This is a genomic window from Aureispira sp. CCB-QB1 (assembly GCF_000724545.1).
GTDB lineage: Bacteria > Bacteroidota > Bacteroidia > Chitinophagales > Saprospiraceae > Aureispira.
This window is the reverse complement of the sequence record NZ_JHBV01000022.1, coordinates 59,979-74,211: the sequence shown is the minus strand read 5'-3', so window position 1 is coordinate 74,211 and position 14,233 is coordinate 59,979. Positions and strand designations below refer to the sequence as shown.

Here is a 14,233-nt window from a genome sequence, read left to right as displayed (position 1 = left end):
CTAGTTTTGGGAACAGTAAGTAATCATTCAAAAAAATAACAGGTAAAATAGCCTTCTTTGATTAGCGCAAAAAGAATCCCATTTTTTGTTATTATTTTTTCTGACCACTTACTTAGGTGGAATAAAAGAACCCCAATCATACTGTTTAGATACAATTGGGGATTTTGTCATTTCTCTGTTGGCGAGAATAGAATGGTCTTATTCTACGGTTGTTTAGAAGGATAAGTGAACTTCTGCTCGTCGAGCCAATTCGTCTCTTGCCGAACTATCAAGTTCTCCTAATGGAGTGGATCGAACTCGTTCTCCTTGAATGCCAGACTGTTTTAGGAAATTGGCAACCTCTTGAGCTCTTTCAGCAGATAGCCGTTCGTTTAGTTCCTTGCGACCTGTTTTGCTTGCAAAGCCTTTGACCCAAAACTGAACGGTTGGATATTTTTCTAAGTAATGCACCAAAGTAGTTAATGTTTCTTGGGCTTGTACCGTCAAGCTAGATTTACCCACATCAAAATAGATTTTAGTTACATAGGTTCCTTTCTTTTGTGCTAAAAAAACTTCTAATTCACTAGCAACACTTTTTTTTTCAGATTCTACTTTTTGAATGGTACGTTGAAGGCTGTCGATTTTACGTTGTTGCTCAACACTTTTTTGAGTAGCAATAGCCAATTTTGCAACTAGAGAATTATTAAAATCCTGTTGTTGATTTAATTGTTTTGTTAAAGCAGCGTTATTGCCATTATCTATAAAAATAGAATCTCTTTGCACAATTTTAAGGGTATCTTTAGAGGTTGGTTGAGTTGCTTTTAAGCGTTCTATTTGTAATAATAAAGCTCTTTGATTAGCTTGCATGCGCATCAATTCTTCTTGTGCAGCGGGGCTATAATTGTTGTTAATGACAAGGGTATCTTTTGCCCCACTTTGGCGGTTCAAGGCACTGGTTAACCGTTCAAGTTCTTGGGCAGATAGGGTAGACGAGTTAGACGGATTAACAGCTCCTGTACTTCCATCCGTTTTTTTCAACTGTTCAATATTCAATTGGTTTTGGAGTTCTTGTATTTTTAGTTTGTACTCGTACTCTTGTTGTTGCAACTTCAAATCAGCCTCGTATTTTTGTTGTTGTAATTGTAATTCTTTTGGCGTTGTATCTAGGCTAGGACGATTTTTGAGCAACTCTAATTGATGGAGCAGTTTCAATTTTTCTAGCTCATTGATATGTTTTTGTTCCTCCAACTTTAGTTGGTATTGCAATTCTTGTTCTTTGCTGTTAGGAGCACTTTTTTTCCGTTCTTGCTCTAGTTCTTTTTGCAAGGCTAATTCTGCTAACTGTCGTTCATATTTTGCTTTTTGTAACAGCAATTCATATTGATACTTTTGCTCTTGTTGCTGTAATTCTAATGTTCGAATCGTTTCAGAATTATCCGAGCTAGGAGATAAAGGAGTGGCGGCAGGTAATTTTTTTATAGAGTCATTTATAATCGTATTGATGGTAGGCGTTGAGATACGATTTTGTGTCAAACTATCAGTAGAGATATAGGTAGAATCTACTTGATAATTTGTGACAGGAGGAAGGACTATATTAGGAATAGAATCATTTAAAAGACTATCTACATTACGCTGAGGGAGTCTAGTTTGCTCTATCGAGTCAAGCTCCAAACGAGTAGAATCTAGCGTGTAATTTTGGGGCACAACAGGAGGAGCAATAGAACGAATAGAATCATCTAATATCCGATTCACTGTTGGTTTAGATATTTCATCAGGACGGATAGGAGCTACGTTTGAAGATGGTATATTGGTGTTTTCTTCAGAAGATAAAGACGTAGAATTGATGGTATCACTTGTGACCGTTTTGATGGTCGTGGTGGTAGTAATAATTTTCTGCACAATAGTATCGGCAGATTGACCTGTGCTAGAAGACCATTCTTTTGTGGTATTGCCAGTTGTATTAGAAACTGGAGGCATTGTTGTTAACAAACCCTCTGTATAGATAATAGCAGGACGAATTTTATAAGTTTTTTGACCAAAGCTATAATGTGCAGAAAGCCCTACAAAGCTATACCAATCATTCATCTCAGGAGAATTGCCTCTTCTAGAGCGATTAATGCCACTTGGGTTAGCAGCATAAGCTTGAAAATTATCATTATAAGTAGTTCTATAGTTCCCACTAACATCATCCAAATAATCGCTTCCTGTATACCGAACCAAGGCTTCTAGGTGCAAGTGAAAACGCTTGGATAGACGGAATTTTATTCCCAACCCTAAGGCAACATTCCAAGTAATTGGATTATAAGCATTTTCTTCTGTATTCAAAGAACGCAAAGAGGTTTCGTATTGATAATCTTGTTCTATTATTTGGGCATTGGCGGCATTGATCCCATTTTGATCTTCGGTACGGATTGTATTGTCAGACCAATAGTAATAACGATTATTATTAGAAAGTAAATCGCCTTTTGTTTCAAAGTAAGTCATTCCACCACCCAACATGAAGTACGGTGCGATGATACTGTTACTATTAAAAACCAAATCGTTATCTAAATAAACGATTCCCAGTAGACTAGCATCAAACAAATCTGTCTGAACGTTTAAAGCACGAGTATAAGTACCACTATTTTCATAGGTTCGATCACTCGCTTTGAATTGGCTTTTCATACCCCACAAACGCAAGCCAAATGTTTTGGAAAGGTGGTACTCAACCGAAAGCCCATAAGATAGAAAATTGAAATCTTGTATGGGTTGCTTAAATTGATGGGGTAAATCCCAAACTTGGTGACTTAAATCACCATAGTAATTACTCAGACCAGCGTGCAAACCAATCTTGACAGCATAGCGGTGTTGCTGTGCAAAAGTAGGAATGGCTAAGAGTAAAAAAAGACAAGAATAGATAAATTTATTCATTGGTGGTGCGTTTAATGGCTCAAAAAATGTGGCTAAGATTGGTTAGATGATGCCTCTAAAAGAAAGAAATAATAGCGACAAGCAGTATGAATTACTTACTAAAGTCCAACCATAAATCTACTTGGGCACTTACACCAATAAAAGGACGTATGTAAACCCGTTTTTCTATACCAGAGAGCTGACCTGCGGTCGTTGCATCTTCCAAGAAAGTTGCTCCAGCATTAAAATGAATAAATCGAAATAATTTGTAGCTCAAACCAACATAAGTAGGGCGTTTGAAGATGGGGCCGCTGACGGTGGTGTTATTCGCTCCTTGAAAATCTAGTAAAAAGACACCAAATGTAATGGATAAATTATTTAAAACTTTGGACTGAGAAGAACGCTTGCTCAATGGAAATGCAAAACCAACAAAAGGAGATGCTCCAATAGCTAAGTTGTTGGTCGAGCCACTAAGATAAGCTCCGCCAAAGCCTGCCTGAATGGCAATGGTACGTTTACTTTTTTCTGTAGAATAATTATCAATATATTTGTTATCAATCATCTTAAACCACTCTAGATTCATATATTGCTTTAGTTCACTACGAATCATGGTGCGCAATTCTGACAACAACTTTTCACGGTAAGCAACTTTAGCATCGTTTTTATCTTCTTCTTGAAAAAGAACTTTTCCTTTAGATAAACTAGCTGTAGAAATTTGTTTGAGTTTAAATTTGATTAGATCAGAGAATCCCTCAAAATCTGTATGGGTACGATTTCTAAACATAGAAAGCCCTTTGTGAACAATCTTGTTGAGACTTCTCATAATTTGTCGCTCATTTTGTTCCAAACTAAGCGTATTGCGATTGACAATAATCACTTGCTCTAAATAAGTAAACAAATAAGAGTTGAGGATATTTGTCAACGTATCTCGTTCCTCTTGATTGATAGCTGCATAGTACTTAATGTTAAAATCGTATTCAGAGCTACCTTTTAGTTTAAAGTTGATGGGCAATAAAAATATGTTTTTGGTATTGCCTTTGGATCGTTTCCATTGGTTGGAGTAAAGTGGGAGGCGATTTTTTTTGCCCTTGGGATCAAGAATATCCAATTCAACAATGCCAATTTCTGGCTTAACAACGCCTTGTAGCATAATATGGGCTTCGGCAGGAAGCGGTTGATTTTCGCCAAAGACTACTTTCTCGTAGTCAAAAGTAACGCCTTTGTATTGGGCAAAAATAAGGTTTGAAATGGATAGAAAGCATATGATTAGTGTAATTGTGTTCTTCATAATTGTTGGCTGTCAAATTTTAGTGAGTTGGTATAAGTCAGGTAGTATTGTATTAATATAATGTTTAATTTTTTTTTTGTTATTGCTTTATAGCTGCTTTTTGATAGAAAAGTAACATGAATATTAAGGGTTATATGTCAATATAAACTCTTTAATAAAATAAAAGTTGCATTTAGAAACTAAAAATAACTAGATGACTATAACTTAATTAAATAGAGTGCTTTTTTTTCTAAAAGTCACATATTAGTAGTCATTTTTTGCTTTACTATCACAAAAATAAAAAAGTATCTATGTCTGAACTGTGTGATAAGTGTATAGTATTTTGATTATTAGTCTTTTGTATCTTTTTGATTTGTAACGGCATATTATTGATAGTCAAATGGATATAATTTTATCGAAAAAAATAATCTTAGAACATTACTTGTTCAGGCATTCTCGCAATAAACAGTACTATTTTTTGAATGCTCCTCATGGTTAAAAAAAACATAGTAGTACACGACTTCTCATTGTTTGTTTGGATCGCTAATGAAACTAGAGCGTTTTTATAGGGACTTAAAAGTAAAAAGAGACAACAATAATCTTATTGGTTGCCTCTAGTAAATTATTTTATTTTTTGTATAAAATCTTATGAATCGCTTTTTTCTTTATCGTCGGCACTAGGGGCTTTCCAAGTACTGTAACCTATAGAAACACCATTGGCTTTATTTAAAGCTTGTTGATTTCTACGTTTGTCATAAACCATAGCAATTGTCATGATAACACTAGTTGCCATGATGATAAATAGTAAAATTCCTGCTTCAAAACTCTCGACTTCTACTTCTTTTGGAATGGCATAAAAGAGCAATACTGTAATCAATCCACGTGGGGCAACAAATAATTGCGGAATAATATCGCCTCCTATTGTAATGCGTAAGATAACGAATCGAATGGCGTAGATAGATGCCAAAATTAAAGCACTGATAATAGCAACGTCTACATTGAGCAAGGAATCTAAAGCAATGGTTAAACCAAAAATAACAAAAAAGAAGGTTCGAACGACAAAGGCGGTTTCTATGGTAATAACGTGCAAATCTTCGTAAATATGGTTGGCTTTTTCAATGTGCAACCATTTGCTTAATCGACCTCTAAAGAAGAGTTGCATATTGCCTATTAGTAAACCAAAAATGAGGATGATAATTAAAGAAGAAAGGTGCATTTTTTTGCCTAAAGCATAGAGCAATAATAGGACAGATATAAGTAGGAATAACTTGGCGTGGCTGCTGATTTTTTGAAAAATGAAAATTAGTAAATAACTAGCAAGAAAAGAAACAGCTACCGTCAGACCTACATTTCCCAAAAAACCAACAAACCCCGAACCATGCCCTTCGTGTTCTATTTGTCCAGCCAAAAAGTAGAACAACATGATTCCCATGATGTCAGAAAATGTACTTTCATAGATGTGGAATTCTTTCTTGTTCTCATTCAAAGAAGTTACACTAGGAATAATAATAGCACTGGATAAAATAGACAAAGGAGTGGCATATATCCAAGAGGCTTCTACAGACATCCCTTCAACATAACGTTCTAGTATCATGGCTGCAACCCATGTTGAGAGCAATAGTCCAACCAAAGCAACTCCAAAGGCTTTGAGAATTGGCCAAAGCTTTTCCCGTTTGAGTTCTAACTCTAGGGCAGCTTCTAACACAATCATGATAAGACCGACTATTCCAAGAATTTCTAAAATAGGAAAGAAATCAATCTCGTCTAAGTGCAAGGCATCCATTCCTAATTTCAGACCAATACCCAAAAAGATAAGCATAAGCACCGATGGGATATTGGTTTTTTTTGATAATTCTCCGAAGAAAAAAGAGAGAATAATAACCAAAGATGCTATGATGATAATATTATATGAATTAAAAATTTCCATTGTAGAAATAATATTAAATGTTGTTTAAAACTTAGATGTGCAACGAGGTATAATCGTTGTGATAATTAGTGTGAAAGTTGACAATCGTAGCCCCAATCTTTGATCAAATTGATCAATTCTTGTTGGTGGTTTCCTTTTCGAATCAATACTCGTATTTGAAAGTCTGTGTTGGTATTATTAGTGATCAAGGTAGGGCGATAATCGCTGTCTAGATATGGAACTCCCATTAGTTTATATAGCAGCATTTCAGCCGATAAGTTAGAAGTATCTTTATCATTCGCACTAATGTTTAAATCACAATATTCTTGCATGAGACTATCTGTTAGCAAACTAAAGCCATTTTCTTGTAGAATCATGTAGTTGATGTATTTCATGCCGTTGTTGGTAATGACATAAATCCCTAAGCGATTCATTTTATTGATAACGCCAGTATCTTCGCCGACAGTGATGCGCTTTCCTTGTTGAAATTCAGGATCAAAGCAAAGAAAACGTCCAATCATATAGTCTCTCATCAAAGGAAAGGTAATAGAAATAAGGAACAAAACAATCATTCCATGCCAAAGAGGATGAATGAGCATGAAGATGCTTACAGAAATAACAACAAAGATTAATTCGTACAGCAACAAGAAATAGCGAAGTCTACGAGATAGGCGTTCCTTAAATTTGACGGTAGCGGGTAGCTGTGGAATCTGATTTTTTAAAAATTGGAGAAATCCATAAAACAGCAGCAAAAAAACAACTGTTCCAAAGAAAAACATCCAAGTAAAATGAGGTTTTAACAAGTCTGACATGTTTATTTTAGCATTTGTTTTAAATCATTAACAATGGTTGTTTCAATTTCTATGAAACCATCTAATTGGCGTTTCAAAATACCGACATTGATTAAACGTCTAATCACAGTCGCATAACGTTTTTCAAAAGCACTAGCCCCGAGCAATTGGCGAATCAAATATTCGTTGGCTCGTTTGTGCAACAAGAGCAAATCCAATATTAAGGTAGAATCTTCGTTCAAGAAACTAGGCAAGCCTTTGTAAGTATCAGGACGATGTTGTACGGTATTTTCGTCAATGTAATACGTAGAATTTGCCCAATGCAATAATGCTTCCCCAACATTTCCTGCCGATGCTTTGTAGATTTTAAGCACCAATTTATTAAAAGCGGGAGGCGTTAAAATATCTCCTTTCGCATCAATCAGTTTTTTTTGTGTTGCGCCATGTCTGACCATAATAGCTTGTTGCATGGCTTCTTTAGACAGATAATTCAAGTCGATTTCTGCTTGGAAAATACGTTTTGCATTGCTATAATTGGTAATTTGTTTTCTTGCCTGTGAATTGGTCGCTACGACAAAAAAGATGCGATTAGAATAAGCATCAATGCAATTCATCAAGTGATGAATATTTTGATAAAATGGAATTTTGTTTGACCACCAAACCTCAATATCATCAATCCAGAGCATGGTCTTTTTGTTGATGCTGTGCTTGCAAACAAAATCTAAGGCTTCTTTTAAATCATAGCTCGTTTGCATTTTTCGACCGTCAATTGTCAGCGTAGAGTTGGGAATGAGGCTATAGTAGTTTTGCATAAAGAATTTGCGAGCAACGATCTCACCAAAAACCGATTTGCCTGAAAAACGGTCTCCTGTCAACAAAACAGAGCCTCTGAATCCTTGTTTCCAATTGGTCACCAAGTCACCAAAACGTTTGATGTTTTCTTCTCGCCCCACAATAAATGATTCCCCAACATACCCTTTGGTCAAAAAGATGTTGGTATAATGTTTATTGTTAGGATCTGCCATTCTGCTTTGAATACAAAGCGTTATTTTTTCGGAAACACTTAGCTGTTGCCCTTGATAAAATTTGTCTTTTAAGGCATTAAATTTATCTAAGATTGTTTTTAGCCAACGTTGGGCTTGCGCTAACCAACCACTTTCATTGTTCCAGATTTTTTGATTTAAGGTCGATTGCAAAGAAACCGACAAAAAATGCGATTGGGTATCAAACAAGTTTGATATTCTTAACTCTTCTTGTACTCGGTTATCGATCAGGTGAACCAAATTGGTAATATTATCCCCCAACATGACCAAGTCTTTTTGGAAAGTATGCAAAGGTTTGACCATATTAATATGATCCTTAAATAAATCCTCTGGGCGTTCTTTCTGAAGAATGTCCAATCGATTGGTCATGTTCAATAAAATCATTCTTAACCCTGTCGTTCCTTGTTCGGTAATTTCCCAAACTTCATAAAGTAGAGGGTAAATCTCGGATTCAAACCATTGCAAAATATTTTTATAAGGCAAAAAGACACGCCGCTCCAATATGCCGCCATGAATACGAACCACAGGAGAGAGTTTAATATCATAAGGCTTTAATAAACTCTCTAGTTGTTGTTTAAAAGCAGAAATGTAAACAACATTTTTCATCTTGTCCATGATTTCATGGATAGAAGTTAGTTTGTATGAGGGCTTGGTATCTACAGTAGTAATTAAGTTGATAACCGTATCAATCTTATTGTTATTGGTATCCAAGTCAGATAGACAGGTATCAATGGTGTCTTTAACAATTAATTCTGTGGCATACAATACCTCTTGAATCGTTTTTAGTTTTTGGTAATCATCATTCAATAGATTGGCTTGATCTACCAGTAAGATGATTTGAGCTTTGTATATTAACCAAGGATTTTCTTGATGTTGGAGCTGCTTGAGTGCTTTTTCTTTATCAGAATTAGTTAATACAATTTCTTTGATTGCTTGCAAGGCTTCTTTTGCCAAGACAAGTGTTTCTTCCCAAAGGGTTTTGATTTGATTTTTTTGCAGAATGCTATCTTTATAAAAAATAGCTGCTTTCTGCTGCTCAAATAGGCTATCTCTAAGGAACAACAAGAACATTTTTGCTTGGTCTGCCCATACAAAAGTAACCGCATGACAAGAAGCTGCTACTTCGTTATCCAATTCGAGTTCTTTTTGGGAAAGGACGTTATAACAAATGTCTCCTTTTTCGACCATTTGACCTGCTATAACGGCAATGTTTCCTACTAGCCAGTCCAAACGATCTTCAAAAGAAGGCGTTTCGTTGATTAAGTATTCCCAATCTTCTATAATTTTGACAATACTATTTTTATCTATAGTGCTTGCTTCCATTCAGTTGGTATTTAACGATTGAAATTGTTTACTATTAACGTTTAAAGGTATTCAAATCATGCTATGAACAAGACCAATTATAAATAATGTGAACTTATTGTTTTAGTGCTCCAAAAACAATTAATTATACTATTTGTATAAGTCTAATACATTAGAAAGTAGTGTTGTCTGTTGTTGGGTGAAATGAATGAATGCTTGCCCTATATAGTTTTAGTAAACGATTGAATGCATAAGCACAAAATTATCAATTTTTATGGAAAAGGAAATTTTATACTCATTCTTATTCTAAAGATAGATTTTCTTTTTTCAATCAATGTCTAATAATAATAATAATCTTTATATAAACACTAAATTGTAGAAAGATATAGTGTTTTTGTGGTTTTAAGTGTTTGATTGTTAGTGTTGTATGTTTTTGTTTGGAACTTCAAAGTTCTAATGATTAAATTTATATAAAGATGTTTTGGAGTTTGTTAGTTCCCTTCGTTATAGAAAATTAAACAATTAATTGATAGCAACCTCAAGTATTACTCATTACAACACAACTAAGGACTAATAATAGCAGTAATGTGGTATATGCCAATTGGAATTTCTGCATAGATAAACAAACTTAGATTCTAACTTGTTCATAAGCAAAAAAGAATTCATTATAGCTTCACGATGAAAAATAGATCCTTGAATAGATGTATTTAAACGTTTTGTTATACGTTTTAACACCCTGTCACTTTTTGAGTTCTTCTATGAATCCGAATCAAGTATAGCAAGTAACAACAGCTCACAAAGTAAAAACATAAGCTTAGTACGCTGTTATTATATGGCACTTCGTAAAATCGTTTTATGGAATGAATGGTATAGGCTTAACTATTTTTAGATGGTTTGGAATGAGTCATGGAATAAGCGATACCTACGATAAGTGCTAAGACTATAAAAGCCAATGAAAACCATTCGGGTAGGTGAATATAGTGTATGATAATCAGTTTTATACCAACAAAAAGTAAAATGGCAAAAACACTGTATTTGATGTAGTAAAACTGTTCTAGCATATTTACTAAGAAAAAATACATGGCTCTTAATCCCAGAATAGCAAAAATATTAGAACTAAAAACAATGAAAGGATCTGTTGTAATAGCCAAAATGGCGGGAATGCTATCTAAGGCAAATAATATATCTGTAATCTCAATAACAACCAAGGCACTAAATAGAGGAGTAGCTTTGCGAATACCATCTTCGATTAGCCAAAATTTTTCTCCATTATAAGAAGTTGTAAGCGGAACAAAGCGTTCTATAAACTTGATTTGACTGCTAGGGGCTGCTTCATTTTCATCTTCTTCTGTTAGCATCTTGAATGCTGTATAAATTAAAAATGCTCCAAAAACATAGGTCATCCAACTTATTTTGTTAATCAATAAGGTACCTGGAAAAATCAAGGCAGCCCTAAAGAACATAGCACCCATAATTCCCCAAAACAATACTCTATGTTGGTACTTGACAGGAATTTTTAAAGAAGAAAAAATAAATGCCATCACAAATAAATTATCAACACTAAGCGATAATTCAATCAAATAGCCTGTTAAGTATTTGAATGTAGCGTCTAAAGGGGTAAGGTGGCTAGGGTTATCCACTAGTTGATGGCTATAAGCCCAATACAATACTCCCGAAAAACTTAAAGCAAAAAGAACCCAATACAATGTTTCTAATGCAGTCTTTTTATTAGAAGGGTGGTCTTGCTTTTTGTTAAGTACTGCCAAATCTATATAAAGTAATAGAACTACTAGTATTAACAAGGCAATATATATCATAAGATGTATTTTTAAATATTAGTGGTTATAATTTGCAAAAAATAAGGAACACAAAGAATGTCGAAAAAGTTTATATCAGCTTAATAATTAGGTAATATATCTATTGTAATTTTATTAAACAATAAATAATTTCCCATTCTATCTCCAAATAAGCTAATGATGAAAACGCCAGTTATATTGATGCTTGTTTTGCTATTTACTGTTGCTTGCCAACAGGTAAAAACAAAATCTAACTCGTTGCTACAAAAAGAGGAACAGCATAAAATTTATCCTGTTCATTGTAGTATCAAAGAAAATCAACAAGAGAAGGTGGCAGATAAAGAAAAGAAGTATGTTCAAGAAAACCTAAAATTGGGTGCAACAAAAGATAAGGAAGGGGTGCTGGTGTTTTGGTCTATTAAAGAAAATACGCAAACAGAGGCTTTTGTAGTTGAGAAGTCGTATGATAAAATAAATTTTGTACCGATAGGGCGAATAGAGGACGCGCTACAAGGAGCTTCTAAACACTACAGTTATATTGACCATTTTCCAGCGAAGCAACGCATTTATTACCGTCTAAAGCAACTCTATAAGGATGGAACTTATTATAATAGTCCTCCAAAAGAAGTAGACATAGACAATAGTTCTGAAGGATGGTTGTTCGTTAAATCTACCTGCCAGTTTTCTAAATTGCGTGTAGAATTAGCCTTAGAAATGGCTCAATTTCCTGTAGAAATTGAGCTGTACAATGATTTAGGAGCAAAAATAAAATCTTATATAGAGCACCAATCGCATTCAGAGTTGATGCTGCCTAGTTTGTTGCAAGAAGGTGGAACCGTGAGAGTGATTACTGCTGATCAAAAAGTCGAGACACAACGATTTTAATATTTTACAAACTTTTGTACAAATTTGGAGGTGGGAGTTTCTAATTCTACAATATACATACCTCTAGCCCAATCTCCAACCTCAAATTCCCAATAACGAATGGTAGGAGCTTCTGTTTGAATAGTCCAAGAAGCAACTAGTTTTCCTGATGTATCATAAATTCGAACAGGGTAAGTACCTTGTTCTGTTAACGATGCTTTGAGATGGAGATAGCTAGAAGTAGGAGAGGGATAAACAACTAAAAGGTTGTTTTCTTGTGGTGTAGAAAAATAGTCTGCGAGCTCTTGCATTGCTCTACCCAAATTAAGGCGACCACCAGAAACAGAAGCTTCAAAGCTTGATTTTTTATCTACACTATTGATTAAAATAGATTTGACTAATAAAGCGGCTTGTTGAGGAGTGTTTTTTACCATGGCAGCCCAACGATCATTAGGATAACTATAGAGTAGTGCAATCGCGCCCGTTACGTGAGGAGCAGCACCAGAAGTGCCTCCAAAATCACCATAATAATCGTTCCATCGTGTACTTTTGCTAGCAGCAGGGGCAAACAAGTCGATGAATTGATGTCCATACCCAGCTACTTGTCGATCTTCTTTAGAGCTTTCGCTTACGCCGATTAAATACGCTGAGGTGCAAGAACAAGGCATATCACCATAACGATCAATATTGGTATCACTATTGGTAGTAGCGGCAACGCTCAAAATGCCCACACTACCAAGCGAGTCATACAGTGCGCACCAGATAGGATGGTTTTCAGCCCAAGCAAAATCAATTCCCCAAGAAGAATTGGTACTAACGACTAGTGCTCCTTTTTGACCATTAGATAGGTTGTAAGCTCGACGCATATCTAGGGCATAAGAGTAGCCCTTAATTATATTAGAGATTTTAGTAATTTCAGTTGCCGTATGAGCACTTAGTAGCATGAGCTTTATATCCCAGTTGATGCCACTTGTTCCGACACTATTATTGCCTTTTGCCCCAATGATACCCAAAACAGAAGTGCCATGGTTGCTGATGCTTCCGTAATCGTGGCGATCGGTGTTGTAGACCAATTGCCAACCCGTATAATCATCTATGAGACCATTGTTGTCATCATCAATCTGGTTGTTAGGAATTTCGGCATGATTGTGCCAAATATTGTCTTTCAAATCTTCGTGAGAGACATAAAAAGAACCATCAATGACAGCGCAAACGATGGTATCTCCCAATGCCGTTTGTCCGCCTGTTGTGTATTGCCACGCTTGTTGAACTTGAATGGTGTCTAATGCCCATTGTGTATCGTATAGAATATCATTGGGAGTATTTCGCCAAGTAATAATTGCATCCTTTTGAACTGTTTGAACGCTAGGATGTAACTGTAATTTTTCCGACATGTTCAATGCGACAGGACTAGATAACAGGTGAATATTTAAAGAGGTAGATAAGCGTTTTTTATAAGTTAGAGTGGCTCCATAATCAGCTAATAGAGATTCCACGTCTGAGTTAGGAGATAGCATGACAATCAATTCCTCATACGAAGTAGAAGAAGATTGTGCAAATAGAAAAATGGGGAACGTACAAAGCAATAGTAAACGGATAATTTTATGCATAAGAGGAAGTGAAATTAAGAAACTAAGGGTACGTTTAAATAACTAACTTTATCCACAAAGTTAATGCCTTTTTCTGTATAATCCTTAGGATTCTTCCTTAGTAGGGACATTAAAGATAAAACCTACGCCAAAAACATTTTCAATACTTAACTCAGGATCATTTTTTAGATATTTTCTTATTTTGGTAATAAAAACATCCAAACTTCTCCCCAAGAAATAATCATTTTCTCCCCATAAAGCCATTAACATATCTTCCCTTTTTATCAAATTGTTTCGATGTTGATAGAGATATTTTAAAATAAGGGATTCTTTTTCGGTCATCCTTCGAGTGTTATCATTGATGGTCAAAGATTGATTGCGAGTATTAAATTGATAGTTACCAACATATAAAATCGGAGGTTGCGGTATAGAATTGGGAGCAACTCTACGAATTAGGGCCTTGATTTTCCAAAGTAGCTCTTCTTCGTCAAAAGGTTTGGTAATATAGTCGTCAGCACCCAATGTATACCCTTTTAGTTTGTCAGCTTTTAAGGACTTGGCGCTAATGAATACAATAGGAATATTGGCGTTTTGCAACCTGATTTCTTGGGCAACAGAAAATCCATCGAGATATGGCATCATAATATCTAGTAAGCATATATCGTAACGTTGTTGTTGAAATGCCGTTAAAGCTTTGCGCCCATCTCTACAAAGCTTGACCTCAAAGCCTTCTTCTTCTAAGTAGTCCATTAAGAGGAGTCCCAAGTTGAGGTCATCTTCTACTAATAGTATTTTGTGCATGCTTGA

General features: G+C 35.2%; 9 protein-coding genes. 1 reads left to right on the top strand and 8 read right to left on the bottom strand.

The window, feature by feature from the left end; translation table 11 throughout:
* Positions 1 to 213: 213 nt before the first annotated feature.
* The 6 genes from CG11_RS10440 to CG11_RS10415 form a co-directional block, all read right to left on the bottom strand.
* On the bottom strand, positions 214 to 2,889 hold the full coding sequence (locus CG11_RS10440) for a DUF6089 family protein (protein WP_052595873.1): 2,676 nt from the start codon (positions 2,887 to 2,889) through the stop codon (positions 214 to 216).
* 91 nt (positions 2,890 to 2,980) lie between these two features.
* The gene (locus tag CG11_RS10435) at positions 2,981 to 4,156 is read right to left on the bottom strand and encodes a hypothetical protein (protein WP_052595871.1); all 1,176 of its coding nucleotides are present in this window, start codon (positions 4,154 to 4,156) and stop codon (positions 2,981 to 2,983) included.
* A 625-nt stretch (positions 4,157 to 4,781) separates the two neighbouring features.
* Positions 4,782 to 6,062, bottom strand: a complete 1,281-nt coding sequence (locus CG11_RS10430) for a cation:proton antiporter (protein ID WP_052595869.1) — start codon at positions 6,060 to 6,062, stop codon at positions 4,782 to 4,784.
* A gap of 65 nt (positions 6,063 to 6,127) precedes the next feature.
* Positions 6,128 to 6,853 (bottom strand): hypothetical protein, encoded by a 726-nt coding sequence (locus CG11_RS10425; RefSeq protein WP_052595867.1) that lies wholly within the window; start codon positions 6,851 to 6,853, stop codon positions 6,128 to 6,130.
* A 2-nt stretch (positions 6,854 to 6,855) separates the two neighbouring features.
* Positions 6,856 to 9,198, bottom strand: coding sequence for an ATP-binding protein (locus CG11_RS10420; protein WP_052595865.1), 2,343 nt, complete (start codon positions 9,196 to 9,198; stop codon positions 6,856 to 6,858).
* Between the two features lie 854 nt (positions 9,199 to 10,052).
* Entirely contained in the window at positions 10,053 to 10,994 is a 942-nt protein-coding gene (locus CG11_RS10415) for a TerC/Alx family metal homeostasis membrane protein (RefSeq protein WP_052595863.1), read from the bottom strand.
* 159 nt (positions 10,995 to 11,153) lie between these two features.
* Between CG11_RS10415 and CG11_RS10410 the strand changes: the two genes are divergently transcribed.
* Positions 11,154 to 11,858, top strand: a complete 705-nt coding sequence (locus tag CG11_RS10410) for a hypothetical protein (protein WP_052595861.1) — start codon at positions 11,154 to 11,156, stop codon at positions 11,856 to 11,858.
* On the opposite strand, the gene CG11_RS10405 is transcribed toward CG11_RS10410, so the two are convergent.
* Complete coding sequence (locus CG11_RS10405; RefSeq protein ID WP_052595859.1) at positions 11,855 to 13,447, bottom strand: S8 family serine peptidase; 1,593 nt, start codon at positions 13,445 to 13,447, stop codon at positions 11,855 to 11,857. The two genes, CG11_RS10410 and CG11_RS10405, sit on opposite strands and share 4 nt — an antisense overlap.
* 84 nt (positions 13,448 to 13,531) lie before the next feature.
* The gene (locus tag CG11_RS10400) at positions 13,532 to 14,227 is read right to left on the bottom strand and encodes a response regulator transcription factor (protein WP_052595857.1); all 696 of its coding nucleotides are present in this window, start codon (positions 14,225 to 14,227) and stop codon (positions 13,532 to 13,534) included.
* Positions 14,228 to 14,233: the final 6 nt, after the last annotated feature.